Origin of the sequence: Amycolatopsis sp. NPDC049868, from assembly GCF_044461365.1 — a bacterium.
Taxonomy (GTDB): Bacteria; Actinomycetota; Actinomycetes; order Mycobacteriales; family Pseudonocardiaceae; genus Amycolatopsis.
On record NZ_JBITKV010000008.1, the window covers coordinates 122,990 to 143,071 of the forward strand.

Annotated in this window: 17 protein-coding genes and 1 pseudogene; 10 read left to right on the forward strand and 8 right to left on the reverse strand. The window is 67.3% G+C overall.

What is annotated here, in order from left to right; translation table 11 throughout:
• The first annotated feature begins 35 nt into the window (after window positions 1-35).
• The 7 genes and pseudogenes from ACIBTM_RS29655 to ACIBTM_RS29685 all read left to right on the forward strand — a co-directional run bounded on the left by ACIBTM_RS29655 (window position 36) and on the right by ACIBTM_RS29685 (window position 3,252).
• Window positions 36-728, forward strand: a complete 693-nt coding sequence (locus tag ACIBTM_RS29655; protein ID WP_395880435.1) for a hypothetical protein — start codon at window positions 36-38, stop codon at window positions 726-728.
• Complete coding sequence (locus tag ACIBTM_RS29660) at window positions 725-1,504, forward strand: hypothetical protein (RefSeq protein ID WP_395880436.1); 780 nt, start codon at window positions 725-727, stop codon at window positions 1,502-1,504. Before ACIBTM_RS29655 ends, ACIBTM_RS29660 begins: the two co-directional genes overlap by 4 nt.
• Window positions 1,504-2,070 carry a DUF6315 family protein gene (locus ACIBTM_RS29665; protein ID WP_395880437.1) on the forward strand — a complete coding sequence of 189 codons (567 nt, stop codon included), beginning with the start codon at window positions 1,504-1,506 and terminating at the stop codon, window positions 2,068-2,070. Before ACIBTM_RS29660 ends, ACIBTM_RS29665 begins: the two co-directional genes overlap by 1 nt.
• Window positions 2,071-2,241: 171 nt before the next feature.
• Window positions 2,242-2,457, forward strand: a complete 216-nt coding sequence (locus ACIBTM_RS29670; RefSeq protein ID WP_395880438.1) for a hypothetical protein — start codon at window positions 2,242-2,244, stop codon at window positions 2,455-2,457.
• Window positions 2,458-2,491: 34 nt separating this feature from the next.
• Entirely contained in the window at window positions 2,492-2,614 is a 123-nt protein-coding gene (locus ACIBTM_RS29675) for a hypothetical protein (RefSeq protein WP_395880440.1), read from the forward strand.
• Window positions 2,589-2,744 (forward strand): annotated as a pseudogene (locus ACIBTM_RS29680) (2-isopropylmalate synthase); the annotation flags it as partial. The gene ACIBTM_RS29675 and the pseudogene ACIBTM_RS29680, both read left to right, overlap by 26 nt.
• 319 nt (window positions 2,745-3,063) lie before the next feature.
• Window positions 3,064-3,252 carry a hypothetical protein gene (locus tag ACIBTM_RS29685; RefSeq protein ID WP_395880691.1) on the forward strand — a complete coding sequence of 63 codons (189 nt, stop codon included), beginning with the start codon at window positions 3,064-3,066 and terminating at the stop codon, window positions 3,250-3,252.
• Here the strand turns inward: ACIBTM_RS29685 and ACIBTM_RS29690 are convergent.
• The 4 genes from ACIBTM_RS29690 to ACIBTM_RS29705 form a co-directional block, all read right to left on the reverse strand.
• Window positions 3,247-3,858, reverse strand: a complete 612-nt coding sequence (locus tag ACIBTM_RS29690; protein WP_395880441.1) for a DUF2637 domain-containing protein — start codon at window positions 3,856-3,858, stop codon at window positions 3,247-3,249. The genes ACIBTM_RS29685 and ACIBTM_RS29690 overlap by 6 nt on opposite strands.
• A gap of 261 nt (window positions 3,859-4,119) precedes the next feature.
• Window positions 4,120-5,481: an AAA family ATPase gene (locus tag ACIBTM_RS29695; RefSeq protein ID WP_395880442.1), complete on the reverse strand. Its 1,362-nt coding sequence runs from the start codon at window positions 5,479-5,481 to the stop codon at window positions 4,120-4,122.
• Window positions 5,482-5,646: 165 nt separating this feature from the next.
• Window positions 5,647-6,096, reverse strand: a complete 450-nt coding sequence (locus ACIBTM_RS29700; RefSeq protein ID WP_395880443.1) for an SPW repeat protein — start codon at window positions 6,094-6,096, stop codon at window positions 5,647-5,649.
• A gap of 5 nt (window positions 6,097-6,101) precedes the next feature.
• On the reverse strand, window positions 6,102-6,362 hold the full coding sequence (locus ACIBTM_RS29705) for a Prokaryotic metallothionein (RefSeq protein WP_395880444.1): 261 nt from the start codon (window positions 6,360-6,362) through the stop codon (window positions 6,102-6,104).
• 191 nt (window positions 6,363-6,553) lie between these two features.
• Here ACIBTM_RS29705 and ACIBTM_RS29710 point away from each other — a divergent pair, with 191 nt between their 5' ends.
• Window positions 6,554-11,011, forward strand: a complete 4,458-nt coding sequence (locus ACIBTM_RS29710) for a tetratricopeptide repeat protein (RefSeq protein ID WP_395880445.1) — start codon at window positions 6,554-6,556, stop codon at window positions 11,009-11,011.
• A 110-nt stretch (window positions 11,012-11,121) separates the two neighbouring features.
• Here the strand turns inward: ACIBTM_RS29710 and ACIBTM_RS29715 are convergent, their stop codons facing one another.
• The 3 genes from ACIBTM_RS29715 to ACIBTM_RS29725 are packed head-to-tail and all read right to left on the reverse strand — an operon-like array spanning window position 11,122 to window position 14,485.
• Complete coding sequence (locus tag ACIBTM_RS29715; RefSeq protein WP_395880446.1) at window positions 11,122-11,883, reverse strand: hypothetical protein; 762 nt, start codon at window positions 11,881-11,883, stop codon at window positions 11,122-11,124.
• Entirely contained in the window at window positions 11,883-13,094 is a 1,212-nt protein-coding gene (locus ACIBTM_RS29720; protein ID WP_395880447.1) for a hypothetical protein, read from the reverse strand. The genes ACIBTM_RS29715 and ACIBTM_RS29720 overlap by 1 nt, the downstream gene beginning before the upstream one ends.
• 29 nt (window positions 13,095-13,123) lie before the next feature.
• On the reverse strand, window positions 13,124-14,485 hold the full coding sequence (locus tag ACIBTM_RS29725; protein WP_395880448.1) for an MFS transporter: 1,362 nt from the start codon (window positions 14,483-14,485) through the stop codon (window positions 13,124-13,126).
• A 46-nt stretch (window positions 14,486-14,531) separates the two neighbouring features.
• Between ACIBTM_RS29725 and ACIBTM_RS29730 the strand changes: the two genes are divergently transcribed.
• Both ACIBTM_RS29730 and ACIBTM_RS29735 read left to right on the forward strand, forming a co-directional pair.
• Complete coding sequence (locus tag ACIBTM_RS29730; RefSeq protein ID WP_395880449.1) at window positions 14,532-14,882, forward strand: ArsR/SmtB family transcription factor; 351 nt, start codon at window positions 14,532-14,534, stop codon at window positions 14,880-14,882.
• 94 nt (window positions 14,883-14,976) lie between these two features.
• Window positions 14,977-16,011, forward strand: coding sequence for a helix-turn-helix domain-containing protein (locus ACIBTM_RS29735; RefSeq protein WP_395880450.1), 1,035 nt, complete (start codon window positions 14,977-14,979; stop codon window positions 16,009-16,011).
• On the opposite strand, the gene ACIBTM_RS29740 is transcribed toward ACIBTM_RS29735, so the two are convergent.
• Window positions 15,974-19,987: a S8 family serine peptidase gene (locus ACIBTM_RS29740; protein ID WP_395880452.1), complete on the reverse strand. Its 4,014-nt coding sequence runs from the start codon at window positions 19,985-19,987 to the stop codon at window positions 15,974-15,976. The two genes, ACIBTM_RS29735 and ACIBTM_RS29740, sit on opposite strands and share 38 nt — an antisense overlap.
• Between the last annotated feature and the right edge of the window lie 95 nt (window positions 19,988-20,082).

Here is a 20,082-nt window from a genome sequence, read left to right on the forward strand (position 1 = left end):
GAGTGACGAGATCGCCCAGCGAAAGGGAGGAAGAGATGTCTGTTCCGGACGATCAGGAAAAGCCCGCGGAGGAGCCAAAGATTCGGGCTCTCGAAACCGGAGGTTCCCGAGGGTTTCAGCCTCTTAGGCGCGAAAATTACGAAGACGCGGACAGTGGTGTTTCTGAGCTCAGGGCGATGGCCGAGTGTTATCGCGCACTTCACCCGCTGTCCGACGAAGGAAAGGTGCGATCAATCCTGTGGATCATCCAGAGTTATCAGCTTGAGGGGCTCTTCCGGGGTCATCTGGCCGCGACTGGAGCTGCTTCTCATGCCGGAACCGAGTCCGTGAGGAACTCGGCTGAAGATGACCTTGACCCGCGAGCGTTCATGGGAGCGAAGAAGCCGCAGACTCAGACCGAACGTATCGCTTGCCTCGCCTACTATCTCACGTACCACCGCGGTGTTCGACACTTCAAGGCGAAGGACATCGACGCCTTGAATACTGAAGCGGCAGGGCAGCGACTAGGGCACCTCTCACGGGACATCGACAACGCGGACCGGCAAAGCGGTTACATCGTCTCGGCTGGGACCGGACTGAAGCAGCTGACAGTGCGTGGCGAGGCGGTGGTCAAGGCGCTTCCCGCGCGTGACGCCGTCAAGGAGGCGACACGGGAACACGGGTACCGCGCGAAGCGAAGTTCGGGCAATGGCAGGAAAGAAGCCTTGAATGGCCAGGAGCAGGAATGATGGCCGGTGCACGCGAAATACTGGAGTCCGCGTACGACCGGAAGCTGGTCGACAAACTACTGCAGGCCTACAGTGAAGCAAAGCGTAATTTCCTACTGGGTGGCCACAGGCTCAGCGCAGTGGAAGGAGGTCATTTTTGCGAGGCGGCCTATCGGATACTGGAATCCATGGCCGTCGGAAGGTTCACACCCATCGGAGGAATTCTCGACACCGAGAAAGTGGCGAAGAGGCTCGCCGCGCTCCCGGCGGCCGGATATCCGAAGTCGGTTCGCGTATACCTGCCGCGAGCGCTCCGTGTCGTCTACGACATTCGGAACAACAGGGCTGTCGGACACATCGCTGACGGTATCGATCCCAACCTGCAGGACGCGACCTTGGTGGTCTCAGTGCTCGACTGGGTGGTCGCGGAACTGATCCGGCTGAGTGGCAAGGCGACTGCGGAAGGGGCTCAACAATTGGTCGATGATCTGGTGACCCGGAAGTATCCGTCAGTGCAGGTCTTCCGGGACGAACCGCGCGTCGTACGTGCGGACCTCAGGGCCGGCGAGGTGGTCTTGGTCCTGCTCTACCACGTCGGTTCTGGTGGTGCCACCTTTCGAAATCTTCGGGAATGGGTCCCGTCCACCATGGGGAAAAACCTTAAAAGGACGCTTGATGTGCTGGATGGAAAAGCGCTCGTTCATCGTTCGCGGGAACACCTGTTCATCACCCGAGTCGGTGAAAAGGTGGTCGAGGATCGGAAGCTGCTGGAATTGTCTCCAGCTGGGAACGACTGATGGCCAGGAGGAAACAACCCTATCTTGCCTTGTGCTGTGAATGTGGGGAAACGCGAAAGGTCAGTGACTGGAGCGGTTGGGGCGAAGCGCCGGTCGAGGAGGTCGACGGCCGCCGATCCGCCTTCGGACGTTGCTACGTCTGGCGGAAATGCGCTGTGTGCGGCTCTGACACACAACACGCATATCTGCGTGACGACGATGACCGGGACGAAGTGGAAGATGCGATGCTCGGCGTCGATGTGGCACGGACCGCGGATCTGATCGTGGCCGACACGCAGATCCCGATGCTGGTGGCATGGCTGCAGGAGCGCGACGTCCGCGTGACCTGGCGAGATCTTGAGGTCCGACATACGAGCGGTTTGATCACTCGCTACCTTGACGATGGGACTTTCGTGGTCCTGCTCGACGAGACGGTCACCGCATTGGATCTCGTCGCCGGGCTCGAGCAGGCCGTACGGATAGTTCAGCAGCCGGACGAATGGATCCTCTGGATCGCCGTCCCTGGCACGTCCCGGGAGCCACCTCGCGTTTACTATCCGTTGCGGTCGGATCCGGGTAAAGCTTGACAGGGTCTCCGTCGTCATCATGCGGTCCTTAAGCGCGACGAGCGTCTGCCAAGTCCCGCTCACCGACTTCCCCGCGCGGCGCGGCGCGGGGGAGTCGGGTACCGGTGCGTCCGGGGGCTGGTTCACGTGCTCCCCTTGGTGGGGCGTGGCGGTACGAGGCTGCGTGGGGCGATGCTGATCACGGATGTTCCGGTGGAGCGGCTCTTCCGGATGACCTACCGGGCGACCGACGGCGGCGGCTACGCCGCGTTGGTCTTCCTGTCAGTGCATCTGCACAACGGCCGCCGCACCGGGATCACCTGTGCCGAACTCGCCGTCCTCGCGAGTGGCCAGCGGGTCGAGGCTGTCTCTTCGGCAACGGCCAGCGCACCGAGAACGTCGATCTAGCCACCTCGCGCTCACCCTCCAGGGCATCGACCCCGTGATCGACTTCTCCGGCATCGACAAGATCTGCCGTACGGTCGAACACGGCAACCGCATCGACGTGCGCCCGCAGCATCCGTACGTCGGTAACCCGCGTGCGCACCGCGCTCAGCGGCACTGATCAGGATGCGATCAAGAAGGGTTTCGCCGAACACTGCGCCCGCACGGCAGCAGAGGACAGCCCGGAGCGGGACAGCGAGTGGCGGGTGCTTTACCTGCCCATCGACCCGGCTGGCATCGGGCGTGACTACGACGCCGCTATCCGGATCAACTCCCAGTCCGGCAAGGGAGGAATCGCCTATTTGATGGAAACCGAGCGCGGTGTCGATCTGCTGCGCCGCCTCCAGATCGACTTCGCCCGCCACGTCCGGAAGCACACCGACGACATCGGCCGCGAGGTGACTTCGGTCGAGCTCTGGGACATCTCCGGATCGAGTACCTCGGCCGGCCCGCAGATCCGGGGCGCGGCGGTGCTGCTCGCGTTCGACGTGACGGATGCCGACACCACGGTCCCCGTCGAGATCGACGGGGACCAAGTTAGGCAGCGTTCATGGCGGCGGCGTGGGGCCGGTGAAAGCCTTAATCGCCGCGCTCCCTCAGCACGGGGTCGTCCTCGAAGTGCTCAGCCTGCAGCAGAGCTGCATCGGTGCCGGAGCCGACGCCGAGTATCACCGCAACGTGCTCACCGCGACGTTGCAGCGATCCTCCGCGCTGCGAACACCCCGGTCGATGACCAGCCGTCTCGGGCCGGCGTCATGAGGCCGGTTCGAGACCTTCTTCGCGCCATTTCCGAAGGATGCGGCGGCCGTAGTTGTGGGTTCCGGCGATGCGGTCCAGTTCTGCGCCGGAAGGCGTCCGGCCCTGGGCACGCTCGCGCTCGTAGTGGGCTCGCATCATCTGCTCGGCGGTCAACTTGGGGAGCGGTGAGGGTGCCGCAGATGGGACTTCGACCGGAGCGGGCGCCTCAGACTTTGGAGCGACAGGTTCGACGCGGTGGCGTTTGAGGGCACGGTTGAGAAGTTCGACGGCCAGCAGTAGGGCAAGGGGTGGGCAAGCTGCGACAGCCACACCGAGTGCGCCGGTCACCGGCGCCGAGCCGATGTTCGCGCAGAGCGACAGCGAGATACCGAAGAGGAAGGCGGCCCAGGCCGCCCACCGGCTGGAGCCGTCGCGGTTCGGTTTCCACAGTTCGACGGTCGCCGTGGTGAGAAGGCCGTCGACGATGAGGGGCCAGATGGAGGCGGTCATGGTGTCGGCGCCGAAGCGGAGGGCGAACTGGCGTCCGTGGATGTAGGAGGCGTAGGCGGCGCCGAGGGCGACCAGGGCTGTGCACGCGCACTGGATCCGGAGGGAGACGGCGCTCACGCGAGGCCTCCCGCGCGGCGGCGGCCGCGACGTGGCAGCTCTACAGTAGCGGAAATCTGCAGGTCAGGGCGCTTGTCAGCCTGGGTGGAAGCTGCTCGTACCTCGTCGGGGGTACAGCGCAAAAAGCGCCGATCATTTGATCGGCGCTTTTTGCTATTTCGAGGACCGGCGCGATGTCAGTGACCTTTTCTGTTGCGACGGCGCGGCGCTGTCCACAGTGGCCTGATCGGCGTGAGGGCCGGTGATGCCCCTGGCGTTTTCCTAGCTATGTGCGAGTTCGCGGTAGGGGCGCACGATCGTTTCGGCGAACGCCGCGATCTGCTCGTTGATGTGTGTCTTCTCCTCGGAGTCGTTCTCGATGAGGAACAGCCGGCCGGCGATGCCCTTCTGGGCCTTCAGCAGCGCGAAATCGTCCCGGCTGTACAGGGTGTCCGCGGCGTTGCTGGGCAGCCGATGCTCGTCGGACACTTCGAGACTGATCGACTGACCCGCCACCGAGATCTTCGGTGGCTCGCCCCGCCTGGCCAGCCGGGCGGCGCGCTTGGTGTCGGAGGCGCGGACGTGGACGATCTGCGAGGCCGCCAGGACCTCGTCGCCGAACACCTGGAGCGCTCCGATCGTGTCGGCCCTGGCAAATTCGACGATCGTGATCGGGTTGCTCCGGCGGTTTTCCCAGACACGATGGCCGAGCGTGTGCAGGGCCGGCCGGAGATCGTCCTCGCGCTCCACTTGGAACGCGCCGCCCTGCTGGGCGGTGAAGCCCGTACCGCGACCGTCGCCGAGGAGCATCAAGGCGTGGAGGAATTCTTCGAACGCGTAGACGTAGTCGTTCAGCTCGTCGACCTGCATCCGCCACCGCCGAAGCTCCTGGGCGAGTGCCCGCCGCACCAGTGACTTGCCGGCACCCGGCAGGCCGGTGACGAAGATGACCGGCGCGCGGTGGCGGAACGCCAGATGCCGCAGGACCGCGTCCTCGGCCTTGTCCGACAGCTGGTACGCCGCGCGCTGCTCCCGGATCGGGTCCGCGAGGCGGAACAATCCGCTGCCCGAGTTGCTCCCGGCCAGGAGTTCCCCGGCCAGGAACGATTCGATGGGTTCGGATTCGTTCCACATCTCGTCGAAGTGGCTGCGGAACACCTTGGCCGCGGAGATCTCGTCCAGCCGTTCGGGCCGGTCCTTCCCGCCGTTGCGCCGGTTGAGCACCGTGTGGTGCTCCAAGCCGGAGAACACGTGGTACGACAGGTGGCCCGCGGTCAGTGCGCGGGACACGCGGACCTCGATCCCCGCTCCGAGCAGCTCGGCTCCGGCGGTCAGGGAGGAGGGCTCGGTACGGGTGATCACCCGTACCCCGCGGCGGCCGTTGAGCTGCGCCCATGATTCCTGGATCTCGGCGAGTACCGGAGAGCCTTCCGCGGGCATCAGATTCGGGACCAGTGCGTCGAGCCGGTCGACGTTGTCGTTCTTGGAGATGACGAGCATCTCCGCCAAGTAGTTCCGCCGGGTCATCCGCTGGGAGAGCCCGGTCGGCAGGCGGGTGCGACGCCACAGGAACCTGACGGTCGCCACGATGAGGGCGACGGCCACGCCGCTGGTCACGGGCACGAGGAGCTGGCTCCAGTTCATCGGGGGCCCCTCTTCGCCGTCGCCGGTCTCAGCCGGACGACCTCGGTCGTAGCCATGCGACCTGCCTCTCGCAGGTGTCGGAACGCCTGATCCAAAGTTTAGGCATGACGAACTTTGCTTTCAAGTATGGCATACTCTTGACTCGACCTGGAAGGGTCGTGACTTTCACCGGTGTGCCGGGCGCCGAGTCGACAGCGTCAGCGCGATTCCGGCGGCCAGCACTATCGCGCCGGCGATCACGTTGCTCAGCCAGGTCGCCGTGTTCAGTTCCGGCATGCCCGGGTAGTCGAGCGGCACCAGGCCGCGGCCCCGGGAGATCACCCATGGCGAGCTGATCACCCAGGCGCCCATGACCGGAATCACCCAGGCCACGGTGCGCAAACCGGTGGAGCGGGCGCATCCGGCGGCGAAGAGCGCCAGCACGATCCCGCTGATCATGTTGGTCGCGGCCATCCCGAAAGTGCCGGTGAACTGGATAACCCATGGCGACAAGATCAAGTACACGCCCGCCAGCAGGACGAGCCCGATCGAGAATTCGGAAGCACCGCCGGCCTCTTCCCGGGCTTGTGCGGGCTCTTGTGCGGTCTCGCGGGCAGCGGTCCGCGTCGTCGTCATTTCACTCACCGCCGGGTGGCGCCGACGGAGTCGCGTGCCTGTTCGGCGCCGACGACGGCGGTCTGCCGTGCGCAGTGGGCGCAGCAGAAGAACCGCCCCTCGACCTGGACGCCGTGCCCGACGACACGGCATCCGCAATGTTCGCAGAGCGGAGCCAGCCGGTGGATGGCGCATTCGAAGGAGTCGAAGGTGTGGACCGCACCGTCCTGGGTGTGGATCTCGAAGACCAGTTCGTAGTCGTTACCGCATACTTCGCAAGGCACCATGATCTTCTTCCTCGTGATGATCGGATCGGTCAACGTCCCGGGTACCCGTTCGCGGGGAAAGGACACTTCGGCCCCTGCCTCTTCGTGCGGTGATCATCGCCCGCAAAGCCGTCCCACCGGTATGGCACCGGAATCGATCATCCGGACAAGCTGTGCTGGTCCGAGGACTCGGCAGGCACAGGGGGAAACACATGGGGGTTCGTTCAGGACGCCGGTTGCTCGCCGCGGTCGTGGCGGTGACGACCGGGATCACCCTGGTCACCGCGCCGCCCGCGATCGCCGAAGTATCCGCCGTGGACACCGCGAAGCTGGCCGATGTGCTGCTCGCCGGTTACGTGCGCACCATCGACGACACGAAGACCTACACCAGGCATCTGGTGGCGAGCGCGGAACTGCTCGATTGGCACGTCACCCATCCGAGTGTCGATCAGAAGACCTTGGCCGATCACTTCAAACTGGTTCAGGGCGCGATCCATGACGCCCTGCCGGAGCGGGCGTCGCTCACCGAGGACCACGAGATCGCGGGCGCGGCGTTGTCAGCGCTGCACACCGTGCCGGACGCGGCCGTGCGCGGCCCCGAGGTGGGCAAACTGCTGGCGGCCCTGATCGCCCGCGACGTCGTGCCGCCGACCGGATCGGTCAAAGACCGGCTGGACAGCGCGCTGCAGATCTCCTCCTGGCGGGCCGGATTGGAGTCGGCCCAGGCTTCCGTGTGGTCCGGCGTGGGCAAGACCGCACGGAGCGATGCCAAATTCACCGCGGCCTGGGACGACGGCGCGGGCAAGGACATCGGCATCAGCGCGAGAGCCTCCGCGGTGCAGCTGAGCAACACCACCGTGCTTCAGCACCATCTGAAGATCGAGCCGTTCTTGGAGGTGCAGACCAAGCCGGACAAGCTCCGGATCGTGACCGACGAGGCGATGGCCGAAACCATCCGGAAGACGGTGGAGCAGCGCAACCTCTGGTTCAACGAACTCAAGAACGCGAAACCGGAACCGGCCAAGCCCAAGGAAGACCTCGAGGCGGAGCAAAAGGAACGCCAGAAGTGGATCGACGGTGCGAAGAGCGCCCTCGACGGCTATGCGTTCTTCCTCGGCGCGGTGGGTGATCCCGCCGCCGAACGGGATCTCAAGGCGTTCGCCAGCGGCGCGCTCCAGGTGGCCACCGCGGTCAACGAGTGCATCACCGCCTTCAAGGCCATCGACGCGGTGTTCTCCATGGCAACGGTCGCCTTCACCGGCAACGTGCTCAGTGCCGTCAGCACGCTGGTGGGGCTGTTCGGCGCGGCCGGACCGAGCATCGAGGAGCAGATTCTCAAGGAGATCGAGGAACTGCACAAGAAACTCGACGAGCTCAAAGAGAACATGAACGAGCGCTTCGACGCCATCGACCGGCGCCTCAGCGCGATGTACACCGACATCGTCGGCCAGCTGAAGCGGCTCACCGGCGACGTGGCGACGGTGAAGAACAACCTGATGGATGTGGCCGGTCAGCTCACCAGGATCGAGGACCGGGTGGACAACATCGGCGTCAATGTCACCGCCGCGCTGGCCGGTCTGTACGCCGACGGCGCCTGGAAGCAGGCCGACTCGAAGATCGACTACCTGCGCTACCACCCCGGCGACGAGTTCACCTACGACATGTACAAACAGGCGGAAGAGGAGTTCCACCCGGCGGGTGTCAATCTGCCGAAGTCCGAAGGCGCGTACGTTCCGTCCGAAAGCACGTCCACAGAGGATGGTTCGGTTCTGCAGAACCTGCGCAATTTCGGGACTTTCGGGATGATCCGGTACCTGTCGCGCTACATGGTAGGGAAGGGCTGGAACGAAGGTGTGCCGGAGGTCGGCCCGACCGGCAACCCCGAAATGTGGAAGATCGGCGCGACCGCGTACACCCTGCTCTCCGCGCAGAACCCGAACTGGGCGGCCAAACCCGGCGTGAATCCGCCAGGGCAGCCGGGCAATCGCTGGGAACGGCCCGGCCACGTCATCGGCCAGGGGAGAGCGATCCTCGAAGCCGCGAAGACCTTCAGCACGCCGAAGCCGGACGGTGGGATCAACACGCTGTTCTCCAGCCTTCTCAACGTGTATGGCACCAAGCTCGACGGGCTCGTCAACGAGGCGCAGGGCCGGGAACACGACGTCACGAAGGGCGCTTACAACCTGTGGGGCGGGCCGGCTCAGGCCGCGCTCATCGAGCGCAGCGGCCTGGACGGCGGTCCGAAGGTGATGAAATGCGACTCGGGGAACCTCGACGAGTACATCGAAGTCCCGGAGAAGATGAAGGGCAGGCTCCTGGGCCCGGCTCAGATGTTCGCCAGGAACGTGCACGTCGACCCGCCCAAGTACGGCGTCTGCTGGTCCTCGCGGTTCATCGACGAGCGGGTGACCGAGCGGACCGGCTGGTGCGAGGGCGACCCGAGGAACTATCGCTGCAAGGAGACCTGGACCCACGGAGATCTGGAGGTGGATTTCCGTCAGGACCTGAAGTGGTCCGACGCGCCGTCGGTGCCCAGCCGATGGGGGACGGCGACGGTGAAGAAGGGGATGGAGCTCCAGTACTGCAAGACCAACCTGGAGACCGGCGGCGGGACGTGCACCACTCGGCCGAACCAGTTCGAGGAGGTCGTGAAGGGCTGGAAGACCGGTCTGTACCAGGCGTTCGACACGAACGCACGGATCGGCGAGCGGGCGGAGACCGAGCAGGACGCGGTGAACCGGATGACCACGTTCCTGCAACAGGCCCGGACGAACTACTACCTCGACAACGCGAACTACCTCAAGACCGCGCTCCGGGGAGCGGAACTCAACCTCCAGGCCGTGCTGCTGCGCACGTACACCGAACTCGGCCTGCCGCAATCGTTGAAATCCGACATGACGTTGCGGGGTCTGCTCTACGGCGCGTTCGGTATCTTCACCAACGCCGCGGACGAGCTCGTGCCGAACCAGCTGTCACAGATCTACCAGACCGCCGCGTCGAACCTGGCGCACGGAATCCCTGCCTGGAAACAGGAACTGCTGTCCGAACGGGACGCACCGTGTGCCAGGCCCGAGGGAGTCCGGACCGAGGACCCGTTGCTGGCCTGCGTTGCCGAGGACGGCAGGGGGAGGCTGGCGAAACTGACCGAGCGCTACGCGGTGGCGTTCAAGGCCCGTAAGGACAAATCGGACGAGGCCTTGCCGGACGTCCGCGACCAGGTGCGGAACCTGTGGCTGGTCACGAAGACGATTCATCCCACGGCCGAGGTGGGCCCGCCGATCGACCCCGTTCCCGCGAAGATCGCGGTCGACGCCGATTACGACGGCGATCGCAAGGAGGACACCGCCTTCTGGCGGCCGGAGGACGGCACCTGGACCGTGCGGCCGTCCACCGGCGGACCCGAGCGGACGACGAGCCTCGGGCGCGTCGGAGACCTGCCGGCCCCCGCGGACTACGACGGCGACGGCAAGGCCGACCCCGCCGTGGTGCGGCCTTCGGAGAACCGGTTCCTGACGAGGGCGCTCGCCGGTGGCCCGGTCACCACGACGGAGTGGCCGAAACCCGGATACCAGCCCGGTCCCGGCGAGCGCGCGGGCATGGTCACCCTCGCGGGCCGCTTGAACCGGCTCGCGGTGCAGTTCTCCCGGACGGGCAAGGCCGCCGACGCGGTGAATGCGCAACGCCAGGTGGTGACCTTGTGGCGCTCGCTGGCGGACTCCGGCGCCGACCTGGCCCGTGCGCTGGTGGGCCTCGGTTCGTTCCTCACCAACGCGGGCGGGCACGACGAAGCGATCGGCGTGACCCAGGACGGCGTCGCCCGGTTCCGCGCGCTCGGGGACAAGCCGGGTTTGGCGTGGGCGTTGAACAATCTGGGTTACCGGTATTCGGCGGCGGGTAAGGCGTTGGACGCGGTGGTGGCGCAGCGGGAGAGCCGGGATCTCTACCGGCAGCTGGCCGCGGCGGATCCGGGGCAACTGCGAGCGTTGGCCTTGGCCCACGTCGTACTGGGGTCGTTCGCGCAGCAGGCGGGGCTGCACGACGAGGCGATCCAGGCCGCTCGTGACGGCGTGGCCGTCTATCGGGAACTCGGGGACAAGCCGGGTTTGGCGTGGGCGTTGAACAACCTGGGTTACCGGTGCTCGGCGGCGGGTAAGGCGTTGGACGCGGTGGTGGCGCAGCGGGAGAGCCGGGATCTCTACCGGCAGCTGGCCGCGGCGGATCCGGCGCAGAAGCCGTCGCTGGGTTCGGCATACGTCGTCCTGGGGTCGTTCGCCCAGCAGGCGGGGCTGCACGAGGAGGCGATCCAGGCCGGCCGTGACGGCGTGGCCGTCTATCGGGAACTCGGGGACAAACCGGGTTTGGCGTGGGCGCTGAACAATCTCGCGTACCGGTACTCCGCGGCGGGCGCGCCCGCCGACGCGGCGGCCGCGCAGAAGGAGGTGCGAGAGATCTACCAGGCACTTCTCGACAGCGGTGGCGCGTACCGCCCGCAGCTGGCCGACGCGGCCCTCCAGCTGGCGAAATTCCTCATCGCCGCCGGCCGGAACGACGAGGCGAAACAGCCCGCTCAGCAAGCGGTGGACCTGTACGAGCAGCTGGCCGCGGCTGATCCCGCGTACGCGCCACGTTTGAAGGAAGCCAAGGAGGTACGGGCCCGGCTCGGGTCTTGAGTGTTTGGTTCGTTCTGGCTCGAAACGCGGTAGGTACCTGGCAAGGTCGAGTTTGCTCGGCTGAGCCGAGGGAAGGGGTCCTTCACGGACGGCCGCTACGCCATACCCGCCTACTTCCGTCGAAGTGACCCGAAGTACCTCCCGCGTTTCGGCGCGGTCCTCGGGAAACAGGTATACGTGCCGCCGTGCGCCAGGTATTGGTCGACGATCAGCCCGCTCGGTTCGGCCGGTGCCGTGGCGTTGTCGGGTACGTAACGCCCCCCTAGGTCGGTGCCGGACCTGTACAGGCCATGCGCCAGGAGCCGGAGCAGTGTCGCGGGTGGCTCTTGGCAGAGGGCATAGGGGGCCGCGTTGACGGACAACGGCTTCCGTGCGCGTTCGTATCCCTGGAGCAGGTGGGTGAGGCGACGGGACAGTCCTTCGACCTCGGCTCCCAGCCAGGCTCGCGCCTTGGCGCTGTCTTCACCTTGAAGGGTCCGCGTCAGCAGCTCCGCGGCGCTTTGGAGCCCGCGTCCCTGACCGAAGGCGATCAGGACGTGCTCGAGTCGGGCGACGGCGTGGATGGGCAGTGAAGCCTCGACGGGGAGCTTGCGGGCGAGGACCACACCGAGCACGACACTCAGGCCGTCGCGACCGGTCGCCGTCTCGACCTGTTCGACGGGAATCGCCACCAGACAGGTCTCGACCTGGTGCCGGCGTTCCGCAAGCCCCGTGACGACGCAGGTGTCCTGCACGTCGGCCGCGAGGGACCCGGCCAAGCCGGTCACATGGCGGATGATGTCGGGATTCCACTGGCCGTGGTCGCCGGCGACCAATTCGAACTGGGTGCCGCCGGCGAAGCCGAACACGACCGGGTTCACGAACACCGGCATCACTCACCCTCGCCGGTGACGAGGGATCTGGCGACACTGTCTCGCAGGTCTTGGATACCCCATCCTCGTTTCGAGCTGCCGATGATGAAGTGAAAGGGAACTTCCGCGGTCTGGCAGTCCTTGCGCATGGCGCGAATGACCTCGTCGAATGTCTGCTCCGCTTTCAGCCTGACGGTTTCGCTGTTCGAGTCCCACGGGCCATGGCTGGAGAGAAGATCGAATTTCGTCAGGAAAAGAACGGCCAGCCGTGGTCTCAGGCGTTTGTCCTGCGCGCCGAGGATGGCTCGCGGGAAGTTCGAGTAACCTCGTTGCTCGGCGACGAAGTCATGATCGTAGGCGGCCCCTGTCGCCGTGTTCTGGCGGCGTGCCGACACCACGAAAACGATCACTCGCCGATTCCGGCGGCGTGACCTCCTGATGGAGTTGAGCATGCTCGCCGGATCCGATCCGGCGCCGTCTATGACGCACGGCTCCATCGTGTAATCCCCGTACCGCACAGGCCGGAGGCTGTTGGAGGGCGTGATGGCGGTGGTCGGCTTCGCGTCCGCTTTCGGTGCCATGTTGTCCCGCCATGCCGTCCAGAGGTCGGTCTTGCCGGCACCGGGAACACCGGTCAGGAGCACATCGACCCGCCAGCGGTGCCGCCATCGATCGATTCCTTTCGCGAGCCAAGGAACGCTCACTATCGCGAGCAAGAGACCGAGGAGCGCGAGCCAGTTCTGGGCGACCCAGTCGGTGAATCGGCTCCAGGTGCCGATACCGGACGGTCTCGGCGTCGAGGTGGCTGCCGAGGGCGTGCTCCAGAAGCCGACCTTGTCCTGCTTGGCTTTGGCTTCAGCGGCTTTCTCCGCTTCCACCGGGTTGGCCGATGCCAGTTTCGCGCAGCCGAGTTCGAGGAGGTCGACGCGAATACTCGCCGAATCGGGTGTGCCCTTGAACTGCCATTTCCGAGCGCAGGCGATATCCACGTCCAGCCCGGCGACATCGATGATCTCGTCCTTGCTCGTCTCCACGCGTACCGCCCGGAGCTTGCCCGGGTCGTCGAGAGTGTCGAATTGCACGTACGGCGGACGGGAGAGCTTCGATGGCGTCGAAGGTGTCGATGTCTCGGATGCGGCGGCCGTCGACCGGTCAAGGGAACCCGTGAGGGAAAACAACAGTGCGAGCAATAACGTGCATGCCGTACTCCTGTGCCCGGTGGCGTTCATCATCCGATGAGTCGAACGGCTCGGAGAGGTCGTTACGGGTTTCGAAATCCCGTTTTCGCGTGCGCGGGCCAGCGGGGATGGTCCTGGTCGATGACGAACTCGTGGCTGTGGCTCCAGGTGCCGTCTTCGCCTTGAACGGCATCGGTCAGGTGCGCGGGATCGATGGGGTCTTGATGGGTGTGTTCGAGAAAGCGGGGGTCGCGTCGCGGCCAGGCGTGGACGGCCGTGGCGAGGCCGATGAGGCCGAGTGCGCCGAGGACGAGCCAGGTGACGGTGAATCCGGCGTCGGTGGCGAGCCGGCCGGCGATCGGATAGGCGAGTAGCCAGCAGGCGTGGGAAAGGGAGAACCGGGCGGCGAAGATCGCGGGCCGGTCGGCGGGACGGCTGGATCTGCGCAGTACCCGGCCGACGGGGGTGAGGACGAGTCCGGTGCCGAGCCCGATGACGGCCCATACGGTCAGCGCGGCGGCCCCGCGCCAGTCTCCGGAGTCCACTGTGGACAACGCGACGGCGCCGGCCAGCCCGGCGAGCAGGGTTCCACCGCCGGTGAGCATGACGGTGCGGTCGGGGATCCCGTCGAGTACGCGGGGGAGCAGGAGCGCGGCCAGGATGGTGCCGGCGCCGTTGGCCGCCAGGAACAGGGCGACGTCGGCTTGTGATCCGCCGAGGGTGTCCTGGACGTAGTTCACCGTATTGACCATGATCACGGATCCGGCCGCCGCGACCACCAGGTCGAGGCCGAGCGTTCCCCGCAGGCGCGGGGTCGCGGCGTACACCTTGATCCCGGCCACGGTGCGAGCCCAGGCCCCGCCGCGGTCGCCGCGGGCCGCGTCCGGGATCCGGGTGCTCAGCACCAGCGCGGCGGAGACCGCGAAACCGATCGAAGTGCCGGTGAACAGCCAGTGGAAGGACACGAGACTGAGCACCGCGGCGGCCAGGAGCGGGCTGAGGAGGCTCTCCATCGTCGAGGCCAGCTGGGACAGCGACAGTGCCCTCGTGTAGTCGCGTTCGTCGGGAAGGAGGTCGGGGAGCACGGCCTGGAACGCCGGGGTGAACGAGGCCGACGCGGACTGGAGGACCACGATCAGGACGTAGACGTGCCAGACCTGGTCGACGAAGGGCAGGGCGAGCACCACGAGCGCGCGGATCGCGTCGAGGGTGACGAGGAAGAAGCGGCGCGGCACCCGGTCGGCGTAGGCGACGGCGAGCGGGGCCACCGTGACATAGGTGATCATCTTGATGGCCAGCGCGGTGCCCAGGACGGCGCCCGCGCCGGACCCCGCCAGATCGTAGGCCAGCAGCCCGAGCGCTACGGTCGTCAGTCCAGTGCCGACCAGCGCGACCAGCTGCGCCCCGAACAGATGCCGATAGTCACGATGACCGAACAGCGACACGCTTCACGGCTCCTCTCGCTCGGCGCCCCTTCCATGATAGGTGCTCATGTACGCACATGACGAATCAGGCGACCAGTGGTCCAGCCTGCCACCGGACGACCAGGTCGAAACCGCGTCCACGGCGCTGCGGATGCTGGCGGATCCGACCCGGATGCGGATGCTGTGGCTGATCAGCGGCGAGGAGTACGACGTCGCGTCGCTGGCGGCCGCGGTGGGCATCGCGCGTCCGGCGGTGTCCCAGCACCTGGCCAAGCTCAAGCTGGCCGGACTGGTCACTCAGCGCAGGGACGGCCGCCGGATCCTCTACCGGGCCCGCGGCGGGCACGTCCGGCGCCTGCTGGCGGAGGTCATGAACGCGGCCGATCACCACCTCCACGGAATCCCCGATCACGACTGACCACAGTGGACGGTGCGCGACGTGGTCCCTTTTGCCCGCCGGAGTCCAGCGGTATGGTCGGACGAAGACGACCGCGGCTGCGGTGGGAGAGAATTTGCTGGACATCATCGGTCTGAGTGAAATCGACGTCGAGGTCTACGATGCTTTCGCCGGCACCGGTTCGATGACCGTCGCCGAAATCCAGCGCCGGACCGAGGTACCCCGGCAGCGGCTGCTCCGGGTTCTGCGCGTGCTGACCGAAAAGGGTTTACTCGTCAAGCTTCCCGGCCCGGCGGAGGCGTATTCGGCGGTGCGACCGGAGATCGCGCTGGACGCGATGCTCCGGCTGAAGGAGCAGGAACTCGCGAGCGCGCGGCTGGTCGCCGATCGGTTGCGCGAGCGGTACCGGGCGACGGCCGGCGAACGTCCGATCGATCTCATCGAGGTGATCCACGGAGACGCGCTCATCGCCGACAGGGCCGATCAGTTGCTGCGCTCGGCCGAGCGGGAGGTCGCCTTCGTCGACAAACCGCCTTACGCGCAAACACCGAGTGTGCTGCACCCCGCCGAACGTGATCTCCTCGGCCGGGGCGTGCGCTTTCGCGGGGTTTACGAGCGCAGTGCGCTGGAAATGCACGACCTGTCATCCGACCTCGAAGCGGGCCTCGCCCTCGGCGAGGAAGCTCGCGTGGTCACCATCGCCCCGCTCAAGATGATCCTGGTCGATCAGCGCGTCGGACTGGTGCCGCTGCGTTCCGATCTCCCCGAGGTCGGCGCGGCGCTCGTGATCCGTCCGTGCGCGCTGCTCGACGCGCTCAGCGCGGTCTTCGACTTCCTTTGGCAGAGCGGGCTTCCGCTGCGCCTGCCCGGCTCGGCCGAACTGGCGGACGTCGCACCTTCCGACGACGCCCGCCTGCTCGCCTTGCTGACCACGGGGCTGCCGGACCGGAGTATCGCCAAGCAGCTCGGCATGAGCTACCGGACGTTCCAGCGACGCCTGCGCGATCTCATGACCACCCTGGGCGCGACGACCCGGTTCCAAGCCGGGCTTCAGGTCGCCACCCGGGGTTGGGTCACCTTGCCGGCGACCCAACCCACGCATGACGAGGACGTCAGCGAACGCGCGGGTTCGCCTTCGCCACCTCCGTGAGCCCGTAGGCCCGCTGGATCGTCTGCGTCACGGTGTTGCCGGAGCTGTCCCGTGCTTCCGAGCGCAGCCAGACGAACCCGTCGGTCGTGTCGAGCCGCGGGTGGGCCACCGTCACCGACCACAGCCGGTTCCCGCCCGGCCGGACGGTCGCCGCCGTCCAGGTGCGCCCGCCGTCCGTCGACGCCGACACCTGCAGCCGCGTCACCGGCCCGCCACCCCGCGCGCCGCTGTGCGAGCCGGCGAACACGTCGAAGGTGAACGGGCGCCCGGCCGGGGCGCGGCCGCCGAGATCCAGTGGCAACCGGTGATCCAGCTGGATGAGCGGCTGGAAGGAACACGACTTGCCCGAGTTGTGACAGGCGAACCCGTGTGGCGCCGCGGCGTCGGACCGTGCCGAGGCGAACGTCCACGAGGTATCCGTTCTCGTGGCGTTCTGGAACAGTGCCCCGTTCGGGATGCCGACCTGCGCCTGGCCGGGCATCACGTCGGTCACGTCCAGCCGGTAGGTGGCGGGAGCCGGCGCGAGCCGGAACTCCGGGATGAGCGCGAGCGGATCGTTCGCATTGGATCGCGGGATCTCGGTCCCGTCCCGGTACAGCCGCGCCGTGGTCGCCGCGAAGTACCGCGCGTTCTCGTAGGGATTCGAGTAATGCCCGCCTGAACCGGTACCGGCCGTACCGTCCATCCACTGCAAGCCGGGGATGAACAGGTCGGGATCCGTACCGCCACGGCACATCGAGCACAGCACCGCCCAGCCGTTGGCCGTCGCCGGATAGCGAGCCGGATGGTCGGCGGGCAGTTCCACCGTGCCGCTGTGCAGCGGTGCGCGGAACCAGTGCTCGTCCGGCCTCGACCGCTCGCCCGCGCGATAGATGTTCTGCGCGTACATGCTCAGCGAGGCGCGACGGCCCGAGGCGTCGTTGCCTGCCAGGGTGACGACCCGTTTCCAGACCAGCCGATCGTCGGCCGGGCCGGTGTACTCGGTCCACGTGCCGGGAACCGGGATCTTCGTGCCCAGTACCGCCTGCGTCTTCCACAGACCGGTCGGGAAGGCGTACCAGTTCTTCTGCCCGGTCAGCCCGGGTTTTTCGGCGTGATAGCCGGTTTTCGTGGCGACCAGGCTCGTCCGGTCGACCCGCCGGACGAGGTCCTTCGGCACACCGTTGGCGTCGAGGTGACTGAGGTTGTACATCACGTCCGGAGCCGCGCGCACCAGCAAACGCACCGAGACGTCGCCGGCGTTCCGCAGCTTTTCGCCTTCTTGCCAGTCGAGGGACAGGGTCGGCACCACCGCGCTGCTGAGGCCCGGGATGCTCAGCGAACCCGATGAACCGGCGTACGGAAGCAACGCCGCTCCACCCGCGGCGGACACCGCGCGTGCCGCGTTCGCGATGCCGGTGGTGACCGCACCCACCGGATCCGGTGCCCCGGCCTGGACCGGAATCCGCACCAGGACGGCCTTTCCGCGGACGTCGAGACCGGCGAGATCATTCGCGCCACCCGCGCCGCCGAACACGACCGGCAGCGTTCGTTCACCGGGTGACTTCGCCGTCAACGTCGGCACGTCGTACGCGGGGTTCAGCACGGCCGAGCCGCCGCCGACGATCCGCATCTCGACCGCGGTCTGGGCCAGTGTCGCGCTGTCCTGCAACGAAATCGCACCCGCCGAGGTGGCCGCCGCCGGTGTCACGCGCACTTCCCAGCCCGCGCCCGAGGCCAGCCCGGCTTCGCCGACATAGCCGTTCACGCCCGGTCCGCCGGGGATCACGCGCCGCAGCATCACCGTGCGGTCCCGCAGATCCGTGGGAGTGGGCGTGATCAACCCCGCCGGGACGGCGCTCGCCGCGTTCAGCGCGATCTCCGCCGGGCCCGTGACCGCGACCTGCGCCGCGCTCATCGCCGACCAGCGGCGCACCGTCAGCCCGCGCTCCATCACCCAGCCGAGTGCCGAATAGCGTCCGGCGGGCACGAGCACCCGGCCGACCCCGTCGACCAGGCCGATCTGCTGGCTGACCTGGTCGAGGAACGGGTCGTTGCGGTTACCCGCACCGGCCGCGTCGTCGATCAGCTGAGCCGACGCGGACTGAGCGGGCCCACCCGCCGAATCCCGTACCCGGATCGTCACCGGGAACAGCTCGGCCGCGTTGTAGGTGCTGACGGCCGTCCGCACGGAGCCGGTCCCGTCCGCGGTCGTGGCCACCACGGCGCCGCCGTAGACGCCGGCCGTTCCTTCGTTCGGGTTCATGGCGAGGTCGACGGTGGTGCTCGACTTCGGCGGGATCGTCAGGTCCGTCTTCGCCAGGCGCATCCCGGTGCCCGGTGCGGCGCCGCCGTCCCATGGCCGCACGGCCAGTTTCAGGTTCAGTACCAGCGGCTGCTCCCCGGTGTTGGTGTAGGACAGCTGCCGGACGACCTGCGCCGCGGCGTTGGCCGTCCGCTCGTTACGGCCGAAGCTCGCGACGGCCGTGCCGGTCGTCTTCTGCGAGACGGCCCGCTCGATGTCGAGGAGTCCGGCCCCCTGCTCGTACCAGCGAAGGCCGATGTCCTTGGCCGTGGTGACGAGCGTGTTCTTCAGCGCCTGGCCGGTCAGCCCCGGTTGCTGCTGCAGCAGGATCGCCGCGCCGCCGGCCGCGTGCGGGGTCGCCATCGAAGTGCCCGACGCCGCGGTGTACGAGTCGTCCACCGGTTCGCCCATGGCCGTGTCCGCGGCCCGGGCGGCCACGATCCCGACCCCCGGCGCGACGAGCTCCGGCTTGACCGCGGCGTCCCGCAGCCGCGGGCCGCGGCTGCTGAACCAAGCGATCTTGTTGTCCCTGTCGACCGTTCCGACCGTGAGCGCGGACGCCGCCGCCCCCGGTGTCGTGACGCTTCGGTCGCCCGGTCCGGAGTTCCCGGCCGCGACCACGAACAGTGTGCCGGACTGCGCCGAAAGCTTGTCGATCTGCTCGCTCAACGGGTCTGCTCCGTCGCTGACGCCGGCGCCGAGGCTGAGGTTCACGATCTTCACGCCCTGTGCGACGGTCCAGTCGATCGCGGCCATGACCAGTGCGGTGTCACCCTCGCCGGAGGCGTCGAAAACCTTGGCCACCACGAGCTTCGCGTCCGGTGCCACGCCCTTGTACCGGCCACCCGAGGCCGCGCCGGTACCGGCGATGATCGACGCGACGTGCGTGCCGTGACCGTGGCGGTCCACGATGTCGCCTTCCCCGCTGAAATCCGCGGAGGCGACCGTTTTGCCCGCCAGGTCGGGATGGTTCTCGTCGATCCCGGTGTCCACCACCGCGACCGTGGTCCCCTTCCCGGTCCACCCGCCGCTCCACGCCGACGGCGCGCCGACCTGAGTGGTGCTCCTGTCCAGTGCCACTCGGACCTTCCTGTCCAGCCGGACCTGCGAAACCCCTTGGTTCAGAACGGGTTTCCCGCCAGGATCGAAGGCGACGAGCGAACGCCAGAACTCGGCGGTCCCCGCCTTCTTGACCTGTACTCCCACGCCGTTGGCCGTGACGAGCGGGGTGAGTCGCTGGGTCTGCGGGAGTGTCTTCGCCTTCGCGTCCAAGGACTGCGCGGACAGCCCCGACCGGTCGCCGTAGTGCACGATGACGGGGATCGTGGCGCTCGCCGCGTCGTCACGCCGCTCTTCGACGAGTGTGGTCACGTTGAAGAGTTCGGGGCTCAGCAACCCCTTGCCGACGAACGGAAGCGCGTCCGACGGATACACCATCAGCCCTTCGGCCGTGCTCGTGATCTGGAACGCGGGGCTCGGCCGGTCCGGCCGCACCGCCGGTTCGACCTGTGCGGTGCCGTGCCCGGCACCGTCTCGTTCGTAGGTCACCACGTCGCCGGTGAGCAACGTGACGCGATGGACGTCCGGCCGCCCGGTGACGGGAGTGGGGCCGGACTCGGCGGCGGTCGCGGCGGTCGCGATCGCCGGTAGAGGGGTGAGAGCGACCAGTGCGGAGGCCGCCAGAATCGCCACCGGGTGCCAGGGGTGTCTCGTCAGATGAGGGGAACGGGGGAACATCGAGCCTCACTCTCCTCGGATAGTGAGAAGCGGCCGTGGACACGGCCGCC

Coding starts and splice junctions, on each gene's coding strand:
- ACIBTM_RS29700 (WP_395880443.1), bottom strand. CDS start 6,096: ATGACGACGACGCGGACCGCTGCCCGCGAGACCGCACAAGAGCCCGCA.
- ACIBTM_RS29730 (WP_395880449.1), top strand. CDS start 14,532: ATGTACGCACATGACGAATCAGGCGACCAGTGGTCCAGCCTGCCACCG.
- ACIBTM_RS29720 (WP_395880447.1), bottom strand. CDS start 13,094: ATGATGAACGCCACCGGGCACAGGAGTACGGCATGCACGTTATTGCTC.
- ACIBTM_RS29670 (WP_395880438.1), top strand. CDS start 2,242: ATGCTGATCACGGATGTTCCGGTGGAGCGGCTCTTCCGGATGACCTAC.
- ACIBTM_RS29660 (WP_395880436.1), top strand. CDS start 725: ATGATGGCCGGTGCACGCGAAATACTGGAGTCCGCGTACGACCGGAAG.
- ACIBTM_RS29655 (WP_395880435.1), top strand. CDS start 36: ATGTCTGTTCCGGACGATCAGGAAAAGCCCGCGGAGGAGCCAAAGATT.
- ACIBTM_RS29710 (WP_395880445.1), top strand. CDS start 6,554: ATGGGGGTTCGTTCAGGACGCCGGTTGCTCGCCGCGGTCGTGGCGGTG.
- ACIBTM_RS29695 (WP_395880442.1), bottom strand. CDS start 5,481: ATGAACTGGAGCCAGCTCCTCGTGCCCGTGACCAGCGGCGTGGCCGTC.
- ACIBTM_RS29715 (WP_395880446.1), bottom strand. CDS start 11,883: ATGCCGGTGTTCGTGAACCCGGTCGTGTTCGGCTTCGCCGGCGGCACC.
- ACIBTM_RS29705 (WP_395880444.1), bottom strand. CDS start 6,362: ATGGTGCCTTGCGAAGTATGCGGTAACGACTACGAACTGGTCTTCGAG.
- ACIBTM_RS29665 (WP_395880437.1), top strand. CDS start 1,504: ATGGCCAGGAGGAAACAACCCTATCTTGCCTTGTGCTGTGAATGTGGG.